This is a genomic window from Pseudomonas sp. NPDC087814 (assembly GCF_044742865.1).
Classification (GTDB): domain Bacteria; phylum Pseudomonadota; class Gammaproteobacteria; order Pseudomonadales; family Pseudomonadaceae; genus Aquipseudomonas.
This window is the reverse complement of sequence record NZ_JBIUVK010000046.1, coordinates 1-20,230: the sequence shown is the minus strand read 5'-3', so window position 1 is coordinate 20,230 and position 20,230 is coordinate 1. Positions and strand designations below refer to the sequence as shown.

Genomic DNA, 20,230 nt, shown 5'->3' with positions numbered 1-20,230 from the left:
CTCGAAAAAGAAAGGTGGCGCAGCTTAGCAGACGCCTCCGTCAGAAAGTGTCAGGAGCAGGCACCCTTCCCTTCAGCCGCCAAAAAAGCTCCTTGACGAAATATATGACTCGCATCATATTTAATAGATGTTGAGAAACATTTAAACCAACCACAGCGTCAGGAGTTTCGGTATGCGCAATAAAGTCTTTGGCCGTCGCAGCGGCCTGCGGGTTTCAGAGCTGGCCCTGGGTACCGCCAATTTCGGCACAGGCTGGGGCCACGGCGCCGAGCGCGAAGAGTCCAAGCGAATCTACGACGGCTATCTGGAGGCCGGCGGAAACTTCCTCGATACTGCCAACGGCTACCAGTTCGGCCAATCGGAAGTGCTGCTCGGCGAGTTCATTGCCTCGGAACGCGACCGCTTGGTGATCGCCAGCAAATACACCCTGCGCACCCAGCCTCAAGACGAAGGCACCCTCAAGCTCGGCAACAACCGCAAGAACATGGTGCGCGCCGTCGAAGAAAGCCTGAAACGCTTGAACACCGACCACATCGACCTGTTCTGGGCGCATATCAGCGACAACGTCACGCCGATGGAAGAGATCCTGCGGGGTTTTGATGACCTGGTGCGTGCCGGCAAGATCCACTACGCGGGGCTGTCCAACTTCCCCGCCTGGCGCATTGCCCGCGCCGACCTGCTCGCTGAAGTACGCGGCTTTGCACCCCTGGTAGCGATCCAGACCGAATACAGCCTGGCCGAACGCACTGCCGACCGTGAGCTGCTGCCCATGGCTGAAGCCCTGGGTCTGGCCGCCACGTTGTGGTCACCGCTGGGGGGTGGTTTTCTTACCGGGAAGTACCGCAACAGCCAGGACGATACCCGCGCCAGCAAGCTGGGGATTTTGGTCCACGCTGAAAAAAGCGCACGGGAAACGGCAGTGCTCGACACCCTGCTGGCGGTTGCCGGTGAACTGGACGCCACGCCGACTCACATCGCCATCGCCTGGCTGCGGGAAAAGGCCCGTCGTTCCACTACCGCGCTGATCCCGATCCTGGGGCCGCGTACCCGCGAACAGCTGGACGGCACCCTGGGTGCGTTGAGTGTGCAACTCTCGGCTGAGCAAGTGGACCGTCTGGATGCTGCCAGCGCGATACCGCTGGGCGTGCCCCACGAGATGATCGCGGAGCGCTTCCCACGTTATACGGACGATGATGCACAAGACCTGCGCTGGCCGCCGGTTATCTAAGACCCGTTGTGGCGAGGGAGCTTGCTCCCGCTGGGCTGCGTAGCGGCCCCAAAATCTTGGGAGCGCTGCGCACTCCAGCGGGAGCAAGCTCCCTCGCCACAGATGCAGTACTCAGCCTCAGTTATGCGAGGCTTTTGCTCACCACTTCAAACACATCGCTGGACAGCTCGCCCGAAGCGCGAATCCGCTCCAGCTCGCCTTTCATCAGCGCCTGCCGCGCGCTGTCGTACTTGCGCCAGCGGGTCAACGGTGCCAATTGCCGCGAAGCAATCTGGGGGTTGAAGCCATTCAACTGGATCACCAGGTCCGCCAGGAACCGATAACCCGAACCATCCGCCGCGTGGAAGTTGATCAGGTTCTGCCCGGCAAACGCGCCCACCAGTGCCCGCACCTTGTTCGGGTTCTTGATGTTGAACGCAGGGTGCTGCATCAACGTCTTGACCCGCTCCAGCGCGCCCGGCAAACCACTGCCCGCCTGCACGCTGAACCACTGGTCCATGACCAGCGGGTTGTCCTTGAAGTTCTCGGCAAACACCGCCAGCGCCTTGGCTTTCTCTTCTTCGAACGGCGAGTTGACCAGCACCGCCAGGGCCGTCAGGCGCTCGGTCATGTTGTCGCACGCGTCGAACTGTTCAAGGGTCGCCGCCAGCACTTCCGGCTTGCCGCTGAGCATCAGGTACGACAGCGCAATGTTCTGCAAGGCGCGACGGGCAAAGTGTTCCGCCTCGGCCACGTACGGGGTTTTCTTCGACAGGTCGCGATTGGCCTGGTAACGCAGCCACAGGCCTTCGAACAGGTTGTCGGCCAACTGCTTGCGAGCAAACTCGCGGGCCGCGTGGATGGCGTCGACATCCGCCACTTCGCTGATTTCGGTCAGGTAGGCTTCGCTCGGCAGCGAGAGCATCTCGGCGACCATCGCCTGATCCAGGCTTTCGTCGCTCAATACGCTGCGCAATGCGGTGATCAGGCGTTGATCCAGCACCAGCGCCTTGCCCTGCTGATGTTGGGCGATCAGCTCCTGCAACACCTGCACCGACAGCTGCTGGCCGGCGTCCCAGCGATTGAAGCCATCGCTGTCGTGCTGCATCAGGAACATCAGTTGGTCGCGGTTATACGGGAAGCTCAGCTTCACCGGCGCCGAGAAGCCGCGCAGCAGCGACGGCAGCGGGTGCTCGGCGATGTCGACAAAGGTGAAGGTCTGTTCGGCTTCGGTCACCGAGATCACGCGGGACGTGGCGCCGGCAGCGGTTTCACCGGCCAGGCGCAAGGCGATGCCCGCGCCTTTCCCGTCCAGCAGGCCCAGCTCAACCGGAATCACGAACGGCAGTTTTTCCACCTTGTCCGGGGTTTCCGGGCAGCTTTGACGGAAGGTCAGGCTGTAGGTTTTAGCCGCCGCGTCGTAGGACTCGCTCACCGCCAGGCGTGGCGTACCGGCCTGGCTGTACCAGCGCTTGAACTGGGTCAGGTCAGCGCCGTTGGCGTCTTCCATGGCCTTGATGAAGTCATCGCAGGTCACAGCCTGGCCGTCGTGGCGTTCGAAGTACAGGTCGCTGCCTTTGCGGAACCCTTCGGCGCCAAGCAAGGTTTGGATCATACGGACGACTTCCGAGCCCTTTTCGTACACGGTCAGGGTGTAGAAGTTGGAGATCTCGATAAAGCCGTCCGGACGCACGGCGTGGGCCATGGGGCCGGCATCTTCGGCGAACTGGTGAGTGCGCAGATAAGCCACGTCCTGGATGCGCTTGACGGTGGCCGAATTCATGTCGGCAGAGAACTGCGAATCACGGAACACCGTGAAGCCTTCCTTCAGCGACAGCTGGAACCAGTCGCGGCAGGTCACGCGGTTGCCCGACCAGTTGTGGAAGTATTCGTGGGCAACAATCGCCTCGACCCGTTGGTGCGCGGCGTCGGTGGCGGTTTCGGCACGGGCCAGCACGGCGCTGGAGTTGAAGATGTTGAGGCCCTTGTTTTCCATGGCGCCCATGTTGAAGTCGTTGACCGCGACGATCATGAAGATGTCGAGGTCGTACTCACGGCCATAGACTTCTTCGTCCCAGCGCATGGATTTCTTCAGGCTGTTCATGGCGTGCTGGCACTTGTCGATGTTTTCCGGCTCGACATAGATACGCAGCGCCACGGTGCGCTCGGTCATGGTGGTGAAGGTGTCTTCGACACACCACAAATCACCGGCCACCAGTGCAAACAGGTACGCCGGCTTCTTGAACGGATCTTCCCAGGTCGCCCAGTGCCGGCCGTCTTCGCCAGGGCCGGAAGCAATCGGGTTGCCGTTGGACAGCAACACCGGGTAGCTGTGTTGCTCGGCGATCACCGTGGTGGTGAACACGCTCATCACGTCCGGACGGTCGAGGTAATAGGTGATCTTGCGGAAACCCTCGGCCTCGCACTGGGTGCAGAACATGCCGCCGGATTTGTACAGGCCTTCCAGGGCGGTATTGGTTTCTGGGTGGATCTTCACCGTGGTGTCGAGGGTGAAGGTCGCGCTGGTAGGGTGCACGGTCAGGTGGCTGTCGCTCAACTGGTAGTCGGCGTCGGTCAGTTCCTGGTCGGCCAGGTTCACCGACAGCAGCTCCAGCTGCTGCCCGTCCAGCACCAGCGGCGGCAAGCCGGCGCCGCGCTCGGGGTTGCGGCGCATCACCAGCTGCGCGTGGACCAGGCTATGGTCCTCGAACAACTCGAAGGTCAGGTGCGTCTCGTCGATCAGGTAATCCGGCGCCTGATAGTCCTTCAGGTAAATCATCTTCGGCTGTTCGGTGCGCATGTCTGTCGTCCTTCTACTGATGCACGGCGAGCTGGTAGGCCGTGTATTTACGAATATTGATCACGCCGGTATCGAAGATCAGGTATTGGCCCTTGATCCCCATCAGCGTGCCTTCGGCAATCGGGTTCTTGTCCAGGTTGAAGCTGACGATCTTGGTCGGATACTGCTCGATCGGGTAGCGGATTTCGATCGGTTCGATGTCGGTCACCGGTTGGATGGCCTGCAGGCCAAAGCGTTCCTGCAAACCGAGCATGCCTTCGGCACAGCTGGCGAACAGTTCGTCGCGCACCTGCGCAAGGTCGACGGCCTGGGCATCGCCCTTGAGCAGCGCGCGCCAGTTGGTCTTGTCGGCCACCTGGCTGCGGAACAGGTCTTCGACGAAGCCCGACTGCTGGCGCGTGGCAACGCGCATGATCGGCAGCGCCTGGCTGGCGCCCTGGTCGAGCCAGCGGGTCGGCAGCTGGCTGGCGCGGGTGATGCCGACCTTGATCCCCGACGAGTTCGCCAGGTACACCACGTGGTCGGTCATGCAGAATTTTTCACCCCAGACCGGATCGCGGCAGGTGCCGGCGTCGTAATGGCAGCGCTCGGGGCTCATGATGCACAGGTCGCACTGGGCCAGTTTGGTCATGCACGGGTAGCAGTAACCCTGGCTGAAACTGGTCTTGGTCTTGCGACCGCAATGGGTGCAATGGATCGCACCGAGGTATTCCAGGCGCACGGTAGTGCCGATCAATGGATTGACCGGCACCTCGGTATCGCCCAGGCGAAACGCGTATTGAACGGTCGGCTCACCCAGCTGCGCCGACATCTTGCTGACTGCACCACGGCCAATCTCAATCAATGGATGGCATCCGACTTGAACAGGATGTTCGGCACCGGCGCCGACTTCGAGGCGCATTCCTGCGGGCCCATGTAGCCGGTGCGCTGGTCTTCCGGCAGGTTCTGCAGTTCCCAGGCGATCACCGCCTGCAACGACAGTTCACGCTGCTCGGCGGTGAGCTTGCGGCCATCGGACCATTTGCCGATTTCCACGGCGAGCTTGAGGCTCTCGTAGATGTCCGGGGTGATGTTTTCGATCATTTCGACAAAAGAGGACATAAGACTCTTCCTTAACTAAATAGGAGACATTTTGCGGCGGCTGTACAAGCCACCCAACAAACCGGTCAGGCAACCCATCACCAGGCCACCCACGTGGGCCGCGTTGGCGATTTCGCCGAAGCCGATCATCGAGACCAGGCCCGACAGGCACAGCACCAGCCACACCAGCATCATCACCAACACCCCGCGAGGCAGGCGATACATCGGATTCGGCGACACCCACTGATAGATCCAGCAATGCCCGAGCAAGCCATACAGCACGCCGGACAACCCGCCAAACAGGCCGGGACCACCAAAATAGTATTGAGCGTAGTTCGACACCAGGCTGAACAGCAGGGTCAGGCCCAGCAGGTTGATGCTGCCCTGGCGCAACTCGATGCGCCGCCCCAGTTCCCAGTACCACATGCCGTTCATGGCCAGGTGCAGGATGCCGAAGTGGATCAACATCGGCGTGACGAGGCGCCACCACTGTCCCGACGCCAGGCTGTCGGTCAATGGCGTGAAACGGATGTACTCGCCTGCCACGCTGAACGGCAGGAACGTCAGCCAGCTCATGGCTTGCAGGTTATCCCCCAGCAACGTAACGGCGCCGACGATGATGCTCAGCAGCAACACCAACGCGGTCACCGGGCTGTGGCGAAGCTGCTGGGCAAACCCGGGACGCCTGGTCGACGTCGCCTGCTCGGGAATGTCCAGTTGCTGGTCCGGGTCACCGGCCGGAAAGCGCTGGTACAGGACCTTCACGTCTTCACTGATGGAATCAGGCACCCACAGCACCTGCTCCCCGGCTTCTTCGCTGACGCGATGGGGCACTTGCATGCGTTGCAGAAGCTTGACGAAACCACTCAAATCCACCGCCAGCGGCAGGCGTAATACAGCAACGGTACTCATGAAATAACCTCAGGGCGCTCGACATCGACCCAAACAAATTTACGCGGGTCCAGGCGGGTTTCCTGATCCAGCCGGTACGCCACCAGCTTGCCGTACAGCACCGCGCTGTAGTCCAGGCAGGCCAGGTTCGGGCGGATCGGCGCCGGTTTGCCGCTGCGCCAGTAGTGGCCGACGAACAGCAATGGCTCGTCGACGCCGTAGCGCAGCAGGGAATTCTTTTCAGTGGACGACAGCGGCGTGGCGGCCACAGGTTCCGGCAGCGCATCGGGCTGGAACACGATATCGCCGTAGGTTTTCGGGTCGTCTTCCCAGAACTTGGTGCGGAAGAACGAACGCGTCAGGCCGTCGCCGCCGGTCAGGGTCAAGCCGTCCGGCAGGCGCATGTCGGTGCCGCGCAACAGGCGGTCGAAGGCATTGCTGGCGAAACTGCCAGGCACGGCGGCGGCTTGCAGGAAGTGTTCGTCGATGCAGCCGTCCGGGAAATGCGCGCGCAGGGGCTCGATAAAGCCGTTGTCCCAGCAAGCGTGCACTACGCGGAATCGCCCGGCGTCGACAAACAGCGGCATGTCATAGAACCAGCCGAGGAAATCGTGCCAGTCTGCCGGGTGCTGTTCGAACTGGGTCAGGGTCTCGTGGATCAACCGCGCGTGGCGTGGCGTGTGCTCGCGCACAAACTGCTTGCCGCTGCCCGGGGCGGCGGGCGTGCTCCAGCCCAGCGCGTTGAACTCATGGTTGCCCATGATGCACAGCGCCTGGCCGGCCTCGGTCATGTCGTGGACGATATGCAGCGCCTCGCGAATGCGCGGGCCACGGTCGATGATATCGCCGAGGAACACGGCCATTCGCGACGGATGGCGCCAGGTACCGCCCTGCTTGTGGTAACCCAACCGGTCGAGCAAGTGCTCAAGGGTATGAGCGCAACCGTGCACGTCACCAATCAGGTCGTAGCTACGCGCGGGATCGAGCATCAGTCGCCTCCACCCCCCAAGCGGCTGCCCCAGCCCAGCTTGGTCCGGCACACTTCGTAGTAGTTGTGGTCCAGCGGGTGGATCAACCGCAACTTCTGTGCCTTTTTGCTCACGGTGATGGTGTCACCGGGGGCGCAGGTGAAATGGTTCTGCCCGTCGCAGGAGACTTGCGGGTAGATCTGCATGTCTTTTGACACCACGATTTTCAGCTCACTGTTGCCATCGACCACGATAGGCCTGCTGGACAACATATGGGGATACATCGGCACGATCACAATGGCATCCAGCTTGGGATGCATGATCGGCCCACCGGCCGACAGCGCGTAGGCCGTGGACCCGGTCGGCGTGGCGACGATCAGGCCGTCGGCCTTCTGGCTGCACACGAACTGGCCGTCGATGTACAACTCGAACTCGATCATCCGCGTCGACTTGCCGGGGTGCAGCACCACATCGTTGAGGGCGTCGCCCTGGCCGATGGCTTCGCCGTGGCGGCGCACTTCGGCTTGCAGCAGGAAGCGGTTTTCCACCAGGTAATGGCCGTCCAGCACCTTGGCCACTTCGACTTCCAGCTCGTCGGGGCGAATATCGGTGAGGAACCCCAGGCTTCCGCGGTTGATCCCCAGCACCGGCACGTTATGCCGCGCCAGCGCCCGGGCGGCGCCCAGCAGGCTGCCGTCGCCGCCCACCACGATCACCATGTCGCAGACTTCACCGAGCATCTTGCGCGACGAGGTCTGCAGGCCATGGCCCGGGAGGATTTCAGCGATGGTGTCTTCGAGGATCACATGCAGGTGGCGCTCGAGCAGAAACTTTTTCAGTCGGCGGACGGTGTCCAGCACCTGGGTACTGCCCAGGCGACCGATAATGCCGATATTGCGAAATTGCTCCATGGGGCTCCTGCGGGGTTCGGGTTCTGCAAAAAAGAACGATTATGGGCGAAAGCCGGCGTTACACAAAATCCTTTGTCGCCGCAAACCCCAGACGACAACGGTTCTCAGCCCCCTTCCCGGCTGTAAAAGGCTATGCTCGGACCATGACTCTGTTCCCTGATTTGCAGCACCTGCCCCGCCAACTGCGTCACCCCGAGGTGCGCGATCTCGCGTGGGTGATGCTCGCCCCGCCGATGCTCGCGCAAACGCCGTGGCCACAACGCCACCCGCTGACCGGCAGCGACTGGGTGCAGGCGCCGCATTTGCTGGAGCAGTGGCTGCGCCAGCTGGACCAGGACAGCAGTGCCTTGCTGCATTGGCTGAGCCAGGCACGCACCCGCCGGCTGGGGTTGTATTACGAACGGCTGTGGCAATTCGCCGTGCAACATGCGCCGGGCGTGGAGCTGCTGGCGGCCAACCTGCCGATCCGCCAGGCCGGGCATACCCTGGGCGAGCTGGACATGCTGCTGCGCGACCGTGACGGTGTGCATCATCTGGAACTGGCGATCAAACTCTACCTCGGGCCCCAGGACGGTAATGGCCGGGACACCGCGCAATGGCTCGGCCCCGGCTGCCACGACCGGCTCGACCGCAAACTGGCCCACCTGGCCCAGCACCAACTGCCGATTTCCGCCCGGCCGGAGAGCCGCGAAGTCCTGGCCGCGCTCGATATCCAGGCTTTTGATGCCCATCTGTGGCTGGGCGGGTATCTGCTCTACCCATGGCCGGGCATGGCGCAGGCCCCGCAGGGCGCGCATCCCCAACACCTGAATGGCCGCTGGCTGCATCAGCGCGATTGGTCGAGGTTTATCGAGCAAAGCCCGGCAGGACGCTGGCAACCGCTGCCCCGCCACGCATGGCTGGCGCCGGCGCACTACCCGGCAGACGAAGCCTGGGACGTGGCCCGGATGCAACACTGGCTGACCGAGCTGGACCCCATGGCGCCCGCGCAGTTGCTGGTGCGCCTGGTGGAAAACAGCGAAGGCGAATGGGAAGAAGCCGAACGGTTGTTTCTGGTGGCGGATCTGTGGCCGAACGTGCCGGCGCTTACAGGTTATCGATATGCCGATAGTCAATCTGTAACCCCATAGCCAGCTGCTTTGAACGGCCCAACCGAATCGGGCCGCGCTCGATGTCCACCAGCAAGCCCGGGCAGTCCAGCGGCGGCAGCCCTGCCACATCTTTCAGCCGTCCATCGGTGATCACCAGCAACCGCTGCTGCTCCACCGGGTAACGCTTGCGACGAGCCGCCAACCAGTGCCCCGCTTCGTTCAGCGCTGCCAACAATGGCGTGCCACCGCCTGCACCGAGGCCATCAAGCCAATGACCAAGCCCTTTTGCCGCCTTTAATCCCTGCACCTGCCACTTTGGCGATTGCCCGCTCGCGGTGAGCAACGCCATGCGCGCCCGCTGTCGATAGGCATCGTCGAACAGTTGGGCCAGTAATCCCTTGGCATCACTCAGCGCCTGATGCCGCCGGGTTGAGGCCGAAGCATCGACAATCACCAGCCACAGCTCATGGGGCGTACGGCTACGCAGTTGATACAGCAAATCTTCGCGGCGTTGCGGCCGCCCGCCGAGCAAGGTACCCGGCCAGTTGATCGAACCTTCGGCCGCGCTGCGCGCCTGGCCTCGCCGGCCCTTGTTCAGTCGACCCGCCTTGGGCCGTGCATCCGCCCCCGCGTCAGGTTTGGGGCGGATGCCTAGGGCTTTTTTGGCCAGGTGGGCACATCACGGCGAGCGCCTATCGGCAAGGCGGGTGCGGGCATGTTGCCCCACTGGCCCTGGTCTTCAGGTGCATCATTGGGCTTGGGTGATTGACCGCCAGCGGGCGGCGTTGCAGGCGGGGATTGCTCCTGACGACGATGGCGCAGGGCAAATTCCGCGACCGCTTCGATATCTTCTTCGCTGATAGCCGTCGCGCCCCGCCAGGCCGCATGGGCACGTGCGCCACGCAGCCAGACCAGGTCGGCGCGCAAGCCATCGACCCCAGCGGCAAAGCAGCGCTCGGTAATCTGCGCCAGCGCCTGGTCATCCAACGGGATGCTATCCAGCAAGGCGCGGGCCCGGGTGCAGCGCTCACGCAACGCGGCCTGCCGGTCGGCCCATTGCCCGCAGAAACCCTGAGGGTCGCTGTCGAAATCCAGGCGGCGACGGATGATCTGCCCGCGTTCGGCCGGCTGGGTGTGCCCGCTCAGCGCTACGTTGAAACCAAACCGGTCGAGCAATTGCGGGCGCAGCTCGCCCTCTTCCGGGTTCATGGTGCCGATCAGCACAAAACGCGCCGAATGCCGGTGAGAAATCCCGTCGCGCTCGATCAGGTTGGTGCCGCTGGCGGCCACGTCCAGCAGCAGGTCCACCAGGTGGTCGGGCAGCAGGTTGACTTCATCGACATAGAGCACGCCGCCGTCGGCCTTGGCCAGCACGCCGGGGGAAAACTGTGCGCGGCCCTCACTGAGTGCCGCGTCCAGATCGAGTGTGCCCACCAGCCGCTCCTCGGTGGCGCCCAACGGCAGCGTGACGAACTGGCCGCTGGCGAGCAGGTCCGCCAGGCCACGGGCCAGGGTGGACTTGGCCATGCCGCGCGGGCCTTCGATCAGCACACCGCCGATTTTCGGGTCGATGGCGGTCAGGCACAGGGCCAGTTTCAAGTCGTCGGCGCCGACCACGGCGGACAGCGGGAAATGTGGAATGTCGGTCATCAACTGCCTTCTTCTATATCCAACAACAGGTTTTCCAACGCCTCGCGGTACGCCCCAGGCTCCTGCCACATGCCGCGTTGCTGGGCTTCAAGCATGCGTTCGGTCATGTCCCGCAGGGCATCCGGGTTGTGCTGCTGCACAAAGGCGCGGGTGTCCGGGTCCAGCAAGTAGGCATCCGCCAGCAACGCGTATTGATGATCGTCGATCAACGCCGTCGTGGCGTCGAACGCGAACAGATTATCCACGGTGGCCGCCATCTCGAACGCGCCTTTGTAGCCGTGGCGCTTCACCCCTTCGATCCACTTCGGGTTGGCCGCCCGGGCACGAATCACCCGGTTCAACTCTTCCTTCAACGTGCGGACTTTCGGCAAGTCCGGCTGGCTGTGGTCACCATGATAGCTGGCGGCCTTGTCGCCGCTCAGGGTTTCCACGGCGGCGAGCATGCCGCCCTGGAATTGGTAGTAATCATTGGAGTCGAGCAGGTCATGCTCGCGGTTGTCCTGGTTCTGCAACACCGCCTGCACCTGGCTCAAACGCTGGGCAAACTGTTCGCGGGCGGCGGTGCCTTCGTCGGAGCCGCCATAGGCGTAGCCGCCCCAGTTCAGGTAAACCTCCGCCAGGTCTTCGCGGCTCTGCCACAAGCGCCCATCAATCGCGCCCTGCACGCCGGCACCATAGGCACCGGGCTTGGCGCCGAAGATCCGCCAACCGGCCTGCTTCGCCGCCGCGTCCTCGTCCAGGCCCGACAGGCGCAAGGCCTCTCGCTCACTGCGCACCTTGGCCGCCAGCGGGTTCAGGTCATCCGGTTCGTCCAGCGCAGCCACGGCTTGCACCGCCGCGTCGAACAGGCGGATCAGGTTGGCGAATGCATCGCGGAAGAAGCCCGACACGCGCAAGGTCACATCCACCCGTGGCCGGTCCAGTAGGCTGATGGGCAGGATTTCAAAGTCATCCACCCGCTGGCTGCCCGTGGCCCATACCGGGCGCACGCCCATCAGCGCCATGGCCTGGGCGATATCGTCGCCACCGGTGCGCATGGTGGCGGTGCCCCACACCGACAGGCCGAGCTGGCGCAAGTGGTCGCCATGATCCTGCAGGTGACGCTCAAGAATCAGGTTCGCCGACTGGAAGCCGATGCGCCAGGCAGTGGTGGTGGGCAGGTTGCGCACATCCACCGAGAAAAAGTTACGACCGGTAGGCAACACGTCCAGGCGGCCCCGGCTCGGCGCGCCGCTGGGCCCGGCCGGGACGAAGCGCCCGTTCAAGGCATCCAGCAACCCGCGCATTTCCGCCGGGCCGCAGGCATCCAGGCGTGGCGCGACGACGATGCGCAAGCTCTCGATCACCGCCTTGACGTCTTCCCAGCCGGGCTCTTCAAGCTGCTCCACGGCACCTTCCAGCGCCTGCTCGATCAAGCGAGCGGCATACAGCTCCAGGCGTTCACGGGTGTCGCCGGCAGTGCGCCACAACTGCGTGTCGATCTTCTGCAACACCACTGGCCGGCGCCCCGTCCACGGCTCGGCCAGGGCGCAGTCCAGCGGATCGAAGCCCAGGTCGAAGGCCTTGGCCAATACCCGCAGCAGGCTCGATTGCGGCCCCCGCCCATCGCCACGCGGAATACGCAACAACGCCAGCAAGGTGTCGATGCGCAAGCGGCCCTCGGGTGACTCGCCGAAAATGTGCAGGCCATCGCGAATCTGCGACTCCTTCAAGTCACACAGGTAGGTGTCCAGGCGCGGCAGCCAGATCGCCGCATCGGCGTCGCTGTCGAGGTTTTCGTCCAGGGCCAGTTCCTGGTCGATGCGGGTTTCGCGCACCAGCTTGAGGATGTCCTTTTGCAGTTCGCGGGCACGTCGTGGGTCGAGCAGTTGTGCCTCGTAATACTCGTCGGCCAGCAACTCCAGGTCGCGCAGCGGCCCATAGGTTTCGGCGCGGGTCAGCGGCGGCATCAGGTGGTCGATGATCACGGCCTGGGTGCGGCGCTTGGCCTGGGCGCCCTCGCCCGGGTCATTGACGATAAACGGGTAGATATTCGGCAGCGGCCCCAGTAGTGCGTCGGGCCAGCAGTTCTCGGAAAGCCCGACGCCCTTGCCCGGCAGCCATTCCAGGTTGCCGTGCTTGCCAACGTGGATCACGCCGTGGGCGCCGTAGGTGTGGCGCAACCAGAAGTAGAACGCCAGGTAGCCATGGGGCGGCACCAGGTCCGGGTCGTGATAGACCGCACTCGCGTCCACCTGGTAACCCCGGGCCGGCTGGATGCCGACGAAGGTCAGGCCCAAACGCAGGCCCGCGATCATCATGCGGCCGTCGCGGAACATTGGATCGCTATGAGGTGTACCCCAGCGTGCCAACACGGCCTGGCGATTGGACTCGGGCAAGCGGTTGAACATCGCCTCGTAGTCATCCAGCGCCAGGCTCTGATGACACGGACGCAAGTCGAGGCTGTCCAGGTCGTTGCTGACGCCGCCCAAGAGCGCCTGGATCAGTGCCGTTCCGCTTTCCGGCAGCTCGTCCGGCAGCGGATAACCTTGGATTTTCAGTGCCCGCAGGATATTCAGCGCGGCGGCTGGGGTGTCGAGACCCACGCCGTTGCCGATACGTCCGTCCCGGGTCGGGTAGTTGGCGAGGATCAGCGCGATACGCTTTTCGCCATTCGGCACCCGCGCCAGTTCGACCCAGCGCCGCGCCAGTTCGGCGACAAAGTCCATGCGCTCCGGCTGTGCGCGATAGCACACCACATCCGACTGGCTGCGCTCACTGCGCCAGGCCAGGTCCTTGAAGCTGATGGGCCGGCTGATGATGCGCCCGTCCAGTTCCGGCAACGCGATGTGCATCGCCAGGTCACGTGGGCCGAGGCCTTGCTCGCTGGCCTGCCAGCCGGGCTCGTTGTCCTGGGCGCAAATCGCCTGGATCACCGGAATATTGCGGCGAAACGGCCGCAGGTGCGGCGCTTCGGGGCTGGACTGGGCAAAACCGGTGGTGTTCAGAATCACCGAGGCGTGCACCTCGTCCAGCAAATCCTCGACCGCGGTCAGGCAGCCGGGCTCTTTCAAACTGGCCACCGCCATCGGCAGCGGGTTGAGACCCGCGGCCTGCAAGCGCTGGCAAAAAACATCAATAAAGCCGGTGTTGGCCGCCTGCAAATGGGAGCGGTAGAACAGCACCGCCGCCACGGGAAAATCAGCTTGCCAGTCAGCCTGCCAATCGTTGAGACGGGCATTGGCTTTATGCGGATGATAAATCGCCGTGCGCGGCAGGGTTTGCGGCTCGCTCCAGGCGTAATCGCGGCCAAGGTAGCCGGCGGCCAGGCAACGATAGAAATCCAGCGCATTCCCCAAACCACCCTGGCGCAGGAAGTGCCAGAGCCGGTCACGTTCCTCGGCGCCCACGGTGCTGAGGCCACTGAGTTCCGGGTCCGGGCGATCATCCCCCGGCACCAGGATCAGTTGCACGCCGCGCTCGGCCAACTCCACCAGGCGCTCGATACCGTAGCGCCAATAACCGATGCCGCCGTGCAGCGAAATCAGGATGACCTTGGCGTGGCGCAGCACCTCATCCACATACAGGTCGACCGAAGCATGGTTCTGCACCTGCATCGGGTTGGCCAGGCGCAGGCTCGGGTAATCATCGGGCAACTGCTGGGCCGCTTCGGCCAGCAGCGCCAGGCTGGAATCACCGCTGCACAGGATCACCAGCTCGGCGGGGGTTTGCCCAAGGTCGGCGATGTTGTCATCCGAAACGAAACCGCCGGGCTGGGTCCTGAGCAGATGCATGGTTTAAACGCTGAGGGCAGCGCGCAGTTGCGCTTCGAGCAAGGCGGCGTCGAGTTCCTGGCCGATCAGCACCAGGTGCGTGGCGCGCGGCTCATCGGCGCGCCAGGCGCGGTCGAAGTGCTTGTCGAAACGCGTGCCCACGCCCTGGATCAGCAGGCGCATCGGTTTGTTCGGGATCGCCGCGAAGCCCTTGACCCGCAGGATGCCGTGCTTGACCACCAGTTGGGTCAGGGCGTCCAGCAGCAGGCTTTCGTCGGCCTGGGGCAGTTCGATGGAGATGGAGTCGAAGGCATCGTGGTCGTGGTCGTCTTCACCTTCGTGGTGATGATCGTGATGGCTGTGGCGGCCATCGATGTGTTCTTCCGAGCCCGCGCCCAGGCCGATCAATACATCCAGCGGCAGGCGACCGCTGCTGGCTTCGATGATTTTTACCGCCGGCGGCAGTTCTTCTGCCACTTCCAGGCGCACACGGGCCAGGTCTTCAGGGCTGATCAGGTCGGACTTGTTGAGGATCACCAGGTCGGCGCTGGCCAGTTGGTCGGCGAACAGCTCGTGCAGCGGCGATTCGTGGTCCAGGTTCGGGTCGAGTTTGCGCTGGGCATCAACCTGGTCCGGGAAGGCGGCGAAAGTACCGGCCGCCACGGCCGGGCTGTCGACTACGGTGATCACGGCGTCAACGGTGCAGGCGCTGCGGATTTCCGGCCACTGGAATGCCTGGACCAAGGGTTTTGGCAGGGCCAGGCCCGAGGTTTCGATGAGGATATGGTCGAGGTCGCCGCGACGGGCCACCAGTTCGCGCATCACCGGGAAGAACTCTTCCTGGACCGTGCAGCACAGGCAGCCATTGGCCAATTCGTAGACGCGGCCGTTCGCCTCTTCTTCGGTACAGCCGATGGAGCATTGCTTGAGGATTTCACCGTCAATGCCCAGCTCGCCGAACTCGTTGACGATCACCGCGATGCGGCGCCCCTGGGCGTTATCCAGCATGTGGCGCAGCAAGGTGGTCTTGCCCGAGCCGAGGAAGCCGGTAACGATGGTGACGGGGAGTTTGGCCAGTGTTTTCATCGGATGCCCTTTGGGGCGGGCATACGGGACGAGTGGCCCTGCGCAGGTGCGCAGAAGCAGAATTCGCCACCGGATCACCCCGCCCGGTTGAAGTAGAAAATCGGTTGCGAGGCAGGTCTCCTGGCTTGGGGCTTGCCGGCGGTGATGCCGGCGCTGGCTGCGCCTTCCCGCCTTGTTCAGGCAGTGGCGTGGCAGTCAGATAAACCCTTTACAGTTGCGGGGGCAGCCGCGGCATTGACCGCGTTCCCTTCTTAGCTTCGGCCTGGGCCGAAGAACCTCGAAGGTGCAAGGCTACGCAGTGCGCGGGGACGGGTCAATGTCCGAGCGTTTGGCACTAAGCAGCGCCAGGCGCTCCAGCATGCCTTCGCTCGCCGCCGGCCCGGCCTGGACGCTGCATTGCTCGACGGACACACGCGCACCGTCGGCGTCCACCACCGCCACTTCCACCGGGCGCCGGGTTTTCCGGTCGACCAATTGCAGGCTTTCACCTTCGTTGGCGAAATGGCGGTTGCCCCAGCCGATGAACGCCATGATCACCACCCGGAAATCCTCGCCAACCGGCGTCGGTACGTACTCGAAACGGGGCGGCCGCTCGCTGTATTGCCGGCGTTCCAGCAGCCCCGCTTCCACCAGGCTGTTGAGCCGGCGGGTGAGCATATTCGGAGCGATTTCCAGGCTCTGGGAAAACTCGTCAAAACGCCGCAACCCTTGCAGCGCGTCGCGCATGATCAGGATGCTCCACCACTCGCCTACCCGTTCCACTCCACGGGCTACCGGGCATTCGGCATTCACCAGCGACTTACGTTGCATTGCAGTTCCTCTGTGGGGCGGCTACGGAAATTTCAGCTATCGGATGTTACTTTCATAATGATAGTTTCGTCCATGCATTGCTACCAACCTGAAATTTGCGGAGCTAAGCGATCATGAGTAAGCGAATTGTTGTGACCGGCATGGGTGCAGTGACACCGCTGGCAACCGGCGTGGAACAGACCTGGAAGCGCCTGCTGGCCGGTGAATCCGGGATTCGCAGGCTACCCGAGGCATTGATCGGCGACCTGGCAATCAGCATCGGCGGCCAAGTGTTGGACCGCATCCAGGACCCTGAAGCCGGCTTTGACCCGGACACTGTCATCCCGGCCAAGGAACAACGCAAGATGGACCGGTTCATCGTGTTTGCCCTGGCCGCCGCGCAAGAGGCCCTGGCCCAGGCAGGCTGGAGTCCGCAGACGCCATCGCAGCAGGAACGTACGGCGACAATCATCGCCTCCGGCGTGGGTGGTTTTCCCGCGATTGCCGAGGCCGTTCGTACGGCTGACAGCAAAGGGCCTCGCCGCCTGTCGCCGTTCACGATCCCGTCATTCCTCGGCAACATGGCGGCCGGGCACGTGTCGATCCAGCATCAACTGAAAGGTCCGCTGGGCTCCCCCGTCACTGCCTGCGCCGCCGGCGTACAGGCGATTGGTGATGCTGCGCGAATGATCCGTGCCGGCGAAATCGACATCGCCGTGTGTGGCGGCGCCGAAGCCTGCATCCACCGGGTCAGCCTCGGCGGTTTCGCGGCGGCGCGTGCGCTGTCCAGCGATTACAACGACACGCCGGCATTGGCTTCCCGCCCGTTCGATCAAGGCCGCGACGGGTTTGTGATGGGCGAAGGTGCCGGGCTGTTGGTGATCGAGGAACTGGAGCATGCATTGGCTCGCGGGGCGACGCCTATCGCAGAGCTGGTGGGCTACGGCACCAGCGCCGACGCCTATCACATGACCTCGGGCCCGGAAGATGGCTCGGGTGCACGCAGGGCAATGGAACTGGCGATCGCGCAGGCAGGGATCAGCGCCGCACAGATCCAGCACTTGAACGCCCATGCCACGTCGACCCCCGTAGGCGACAACGGCGAACTGGCAGCGATCAATACGCTGTTCGGTGCAAATGCCAGCGTCGCGATCAGCGCCACCAAGTCGGCGACCGGCCATCTGTTGGGCGCCGCGGGCGGGATCGAGGCGATCTTCACCGTGCTCGCCCTGCGCGACCAGATTGCCCCGGCGACCCTCAACCTGGATAACCCGGACCCCGCCGCCGATGGGCTGGATATGGTCCGGGGCCAAGCTCGGTCGTTGCCGATTGAATACGCGATTTCCAATGGGTTTGGATTCGGCGGCGTGAATGCCAGCGTGCTGTTCAAACGCTGGCAATAACCCGGCGATTTGACGCCCATCGCCCGCCCATGCTCTCCTACACATCTTGTTTCGGGTGCCCTTCACAGGGTGAAACGGGAAACCGGTGAGTCATGTTCCTTTACTCAAGGGCGTGACGAGTCCGGTGCTGCCCCCGCAACGGTAAGCGAGTGAAGCATCAAAACCACTGTGCCTCTACGGCATGGGAAGGTGATGCTTTCAAGGCCCAGGCCCCTCGCAAGCCCGGAGACCGGCCCGAAAAAATCAGATAACAAACCCGCGGTGGGCGGGCGCTGTTCAGAACCCTGCGTGCCTGGCTCGCGGGGTTTTCATGCGCTCGTGTCACCCTGAAACCCTGAAGGGACGCGCCATGTCGATCATCAGCAGCACCGCCTCTACCGCCAGCACCACCGCCACCCTGAGCCAACGCCTGACTGCCGCCATCGGCGCGTCGATCCTCGGCGCGTGCCTGGTGTATTTCGCCGGTTTCTCGCACATCGAAGCGGTGCACAACGCCGCCCACGATACCCGCCACAGCGCTGCGTTCCCGTGCCACTGAGACCTGCCGACATGATCAAGCGTATTGCCCAAACCGCAGGTTTCACCGGCCTCCTGGCCGCCTTGCTGCTGACCTTGCTGCAAAGCTTCTGGGTTGCCCCGCTGATCCTGCAGGCGGAGACCTTCGAAAACGCCCCGGCCGCGACCGAAGTGCATGAACATGCCGATGCCACGGCCCACACCCACGACGCTGAAGCCTGGGAGCCGGAAGATGGCTGGCAGCGTGTGCTGTCGACTACGGGCGGTAACCTGGTGGTCGCCGTAGGTTTTGCCCTGATGCTTGCCGGCCTGTACACCCTGCGTGCACCGACCCGTACGGCCCAAGGCCTGCTATGGGGCCTGGCCGGTTACGCCACCTTTGTGTTGGCGCCGACCCTGGGCTTGCCGCCTGAATTGCCGGGGACTGCGGCGGCAGACCTGGCGCAACGGCAAATCTGGTGGATCGGCACTGCCGCCTCTACCGCTGCCGGTATCGCGCTGATCGTGTTCGGTCGTAACTGGCTGCTGAAAATCCTGGGCGTGGCGATCCTGGCTGTGCCCCATGTGATTGGCGCACCACAGCCGGAAGTCCACTCGATGTTGGCACCGGAGGCTCTGGAAGCTCAATTCAAGATCGCCTCGCAGTTGACCAACGTTGCCTTCTGGCTGGCGCTGGGCTTGATCAGTGCCTGGCTGTTTCGCCGTAACCGTGATGGTCAGTATTCGGCATGATCCTGGCGGTTGGCCTGGGGTGTCAGCGGGGTTGTTCTGTCGACATCCTGCTTGAACTGTTCAACGCCGCCCTCACCGAGGGTGGCATTGAACGTCAGCGCATCACTGCGTTGGCCAGTCTTGATCGCAAGCGGGATGAGCCGGGGTTGCTGGCACTGGCTCAGGTTCTGGATTTGCCGTTGGTATTTTTCAGTGCGGAGCAATTGGCGCCCTATGAAGATCGACTGAGCCATAAGTCCGAGACGGTTTTTGCTTATACCGGTTGCTACGGCATTGCTGAAAGTGCCGCCCTGGCCCTGGCAGAACAACTGTCTCAAAGCCCTGCCACCCTCCTGATCACCCGCAAAAAAACCGCCCAGGCCACCTTTGCATTGGCTTGCGCCGGCTGAATTCCCGATAATCGTCAGCTTTGATCATGAGCAATCTTCATCTGGAAGGCTGCTCGCGTGCTTTTTTTCACAGGAATGAATCCATGACTGTCTTTTTCATCGGCGCAGGCCCAGGCGATCCGGAATTGATCACGGTCAAGGGGCAGCGGCTGATTCGCAGTTGCCCGGTGATTATCTATGCCGGCTCGCTGGTACCGGCGGCGGTGCTTGAGGGGCATCAGGCTGAGCTGGTGGTCAACAGTGCCGAGTTGCATCTGGAGCAGATCATCGAGCTGATCAAGACGGCCCATGAGAAAGGCCAGGATGTGGCGCGGGTGCATTCCGGGGACCCGAGTTTGTACGGGGCGATTGGGGAGCAGATTCGGCTGTTGCGGGAGCTTGGGATTGGGTTTCAGATCATTCCCGGAGTGACGGCGGTGGCGGCTTGTGCGGCGTTGTTGGAGGCTGAGCTGACGTTGCCGGACATTGCGCAGAGTGTGATTTTGACGCGGTATGCGGATAAGACGGCGATGCCTGAAGGTGAGGTGTTCAGTAGCCTGGCGCAGCATGGGACGACCATGGCGATTCACCTGGGGGTGAATCATCTGGAGAAGATCGTGGCTGAGTTGGTGCCTCACTATGGGGAGGATTGTCCGATTGCGGTGGTGCATCGGGCGACCTGGCCGGATCAGGATTGGGCCATTGGTACGCTGGCGGATATTGCCGGGAAGGTGGCAGCCAAGGGGTTTCGGCGTACGGCGTTGATTCTGGTGGGTCGGGTTTTGGCCAGTGACAGTTTTGGTGAGTCGTCGTTGTATCGTGCGGGACATGCGCATTTGTATCGGCCCTGAGGGGGGATGGGGTACATATCCGTTATTTAGGTAACGGCGGCTTATGGTTCCGCTCTTACAGCGGCTCACTTTTGAACAGCGCAAAAGTAAGCAAAACGCTCTTGCCCCACCACTCGGCACCTCGCCTAGGCTCGG

18 protein-coding genes and 2 riboswitches are annotated in these 20,230 nt (G+C 63.1%); of the genes, 7 read left to right on the top strand and 11 right to left on the bottom strand.

What is annotated here, in order from left to right; translation table 11 throughout:
- Positions 1 to 172: 172 nt before the first annotated feature.
- Entirely contained in the window at positions 173 to 1,228 is a 1,056-nt protein-coding gene (locus ACIOMR_RS24895) for an aldo/keto reductase (RefSeq protein ID WP_177023400.1), read from the top strand.
- Between the two features lie 121 nt (positions 1,229 to 1,349).
- On the opposite strand, the gene pepN is transcribed toward ACIOMR_RS24895, so the two are convergent.
- From pepN to ACIOMR_RS24865, 6 genes are read right to left on the bottom strand one after another with little or no spacing between them, the layout of a single operon-like run.
- Positions 1,350 to 4,007 carry an aminopeptidase N gene (gene pepN, locus ACIOMR_RS24890; protein ID WP_177037251.1) on the bottom strand — a complete coding sequence of 886 codons (2,658 nt, stop codon included), beginning with the start codon at positions 4,005 to 4,007 and terminating at the stop codon, positions 1,350 to 1,352.
- A 13-nt stretch (positions 4,008 to 4,020) separates the two neighbouring features.
- Complete coding sequence (locus ACIOMR_RS24885) at positions 4,021 to 4,851, bottom strand: DUF2797 domain-containing protein (RefSeq protein ID WP_401196959.1); 831 nt, start codon at positions 4,849 to 4,851, stop codon at positions 4,021 to 4,023.
- On the bottom strand, positions 4,848 to 5,108 hold the full coding sequence (locus ACIOMR_RS24880) for a YeaC family protein (protein WP_003217900.1): 261 nt from the start codon (positions 5,106 to 5,108) through the stop codon (positions 4,848 to 4,850). Before ACIOMR_RS24880 ends, ACIOMR_RS24885 begins: the two co-directional genes overlap by 4 nt.
- A gap of 15 nt (positions 5,109 to 5,123) precedes the next feature.
- Positions 5,124 to 5,999, bottom strand: a complete 876-nt coding sequence (locus ACIOMR_RS24875) for a rhomboid family intramembrane serine protease (RefSeq protein ID WP_003217899.1) — start codon at positions 5,997 to 5,999, stop codon at positions 5,124 to 5,126.
- Positions 5,996 to 6,970: a metallophosphoesterase gene (locus ACIOMR_RS24870; RefSeq protein WP_161635726.1), complete on the bottom strand. Its 975-nt coding sequence runs from the start codon at positions 6,968 to 6,970 to the stop codon at positions 5,996 to 5,998. The genes ACIOMR_RS24875 and ACIOMR_RS24870 overlap by 4 nt, the downstream gene beginning before the upstream one ends.
- Positions 6,967 to 7,857, bottom strand: a complete 891-nt coding sequence (locus ACIOMR_RS24865; RefSeq protein WP_003217892.1) for an NAD(+) kinase — start codon at positions 7,855 to 7,857, stop codon at positions 6,967 to 6,969. Before ACIOMR_RS24865 ends, ACIOMR_RS24870 begins: the two co-directional genes overlap by 4 nt.
- 143 nt (positions 7,858 to 8,000) lie before the next feature.
- On the opposite strand from ACIOMR_RS24865, the gene ACIOMR_RS24860 reads away from it, so the two are divergent.
- Positions 8,001 to 8,987, top strand: coding sequence for a DUF1853 family protein (locus ACIOMR_RS24860; RefSeq protein ID WP_177067983.1), 987 nt, complete (start codon positions 8,001 to 8,003; stop codon positions 8,985 to 8,987).
- Here the strand turns inward: ACIOMR_RS24860 and ACIOMR_RS24855 are convergent.
- The 5 genes from ACIOMR_RS24855 to ACIOMR_RS24835 form a co-directional block, all read right to left on the bottom strand.
- A complete protein-coding gene (locus ACIOMR_RS24855) occupies positions 8,944 to 9,546 on the bottom strand; it encodes a VWA domain-containing protein (protein WP_032898884.1) in 603 nt (200 codons plus the stop codon). The two genes, ACIOMR_RS24860 and ACIOMR_RS24855, sit on opposite strands and share 44 nt — an antisense overlap.
- Before the next feature lie 53 nt (positions 9,547 to 9,599).
- Positions 9,600 to 10,598 carry an ATP-binding protein gene (locus tag ACIOMR_RS24850; RefSeq protein WP_178903754.1) on the bottom strand — a complete coding sequence of 333 codons (999 nt, stop codon included), beginning with the start codon at positions 10,596 to 10,598 and terminating at the stop codon, positions 9,600 to 9,602.
- On the bottom strand, positions 10,598 to 14,371 hold the full coding sequence (gene cobN, locus ACIOMR_RS24845) for a cobaltochelatase subunit CobN (protein ID WP_401196921.1): 3,774 nt from the start codon (positions 14,369 to 14,371) through the stop codon (positions 10,598 to 10,600). Before cobN ends, ACIOMR_RS24850 begins: the two co-directional genes overlap by 1 nt.
- Before the next feature lie 3 nt (positions 14,372 to 14,374).
- Positions 14,375 to 15,436, bottom strand: a complete 1,062-nt coding sequence (gene cobW / locus ACIOMR_RS24840) for a cobalamin biosynthesis protein CobW (RefSeq protein WP_003217887.1) — start codon at positions 15,434 to 15,436, stop codon at positions 14,375 to 14,377.
- Positions 15,437 to 15,528: 92 nt separating this feature from the next.
- A riboswitch (cobalamin riboswitch) is annotated at positions 15,529 to 15,731 on the bottom strand.
- On the bottom strand, positions 15,728 to 16,246 hold the full coding sequence (locus tag ACIOMR_RS24835; RefSeq protein ID WP_003217886.1) for a helix-turn-helix domain-containing protein: 519 nt from the start codon (positions 16,244 to 16,246) through the stop codon (positions 15,728 to 15,730). Its footprint overlaps the riboswitch before it by 4 nt.
- A gap of 113 nt (positions 16,247 to 16,359) precedes the next feature.
- Here ACIOMR_RS24835 and fabF point away from each other — a divergent pair, with 113 nt between their 5' ends.
- The 5 genes from fabF (at position 16,360) to cobM (ending at position 20,095) form a co-directional block, all read left to right on the top strand.
- A complete protein-coding gene (gene fabF, locus ACIOMR_RS24830) occupies positions 16,360 to 17,628 on the top strand; it encodes a beta-ketoacyl-ACP synthase II (RefSeq protein WP_087694357.1) in 1,269 nt (422 codons plus the stop codon).
- Positions 17,629 to 17,664: 36 nt separating this feature from the next.
- Positions 17,665 to 17,881, top strand: a riboswitch (cobalamin riboswitch).
- A 96-nt stretch (positions 17,882 to 17,977) separates the two neighbouring features.
- A complete protein-coding gene (locus ACIOMR_RS24825) occupies positions 17,978 to 18,166 on the top strand; it encodes a CbtB-domain containing protein (RefSeq protein ID WP_003217883.1) in 189 nt (62 codons plus the stop codon).
- A gap of 11 nt (positions 18,167 to 18,177) precedes the next feature.
- The gene (locus tag ACIOMR_RS24820; protein WP_087694356.1) at positions 18,178 to 18,876 is read left to right on the top strand and encodes a CbtA family protein; all 699 of its coding nucleotides are present in this window, start codon (positions 18,178 to 18,180) and stop codon (positions 18,874 to 18,876) included.
- Positions 18,873 to 19,265, top strand: a complete 393-nt coding sequence (locus tag ACIOMR_RS24815) for a cobalamin biosynthesis protein (protein ID WP_401196916.1) — start codon at positions 18,873 to 18,875, stop codon at positions 19,263 to 19,265. Before ACIOMR_RS24820 ends, ACIOMR_RS24815 begins: the two co-directional genes overlap by 4 nt.
- 83 nt (positions 19,266 to 19,348) lie before the next feature.
- Positions 19,349 to 20,095, top strand: coding sequence for a precorrin-4 C(11)-methyltransferase (cobM, locus tag ACIOMR_RS24810; RefSeq protein ID WP_102605651.1), 747 nt, complete (start codon positions 19,349 to 19,351; stop codon positions 20,093 to 20,095).
- The last annotated feature ends 135 nt before the right edge of the window (positions 20,096 to 20,230 follow it).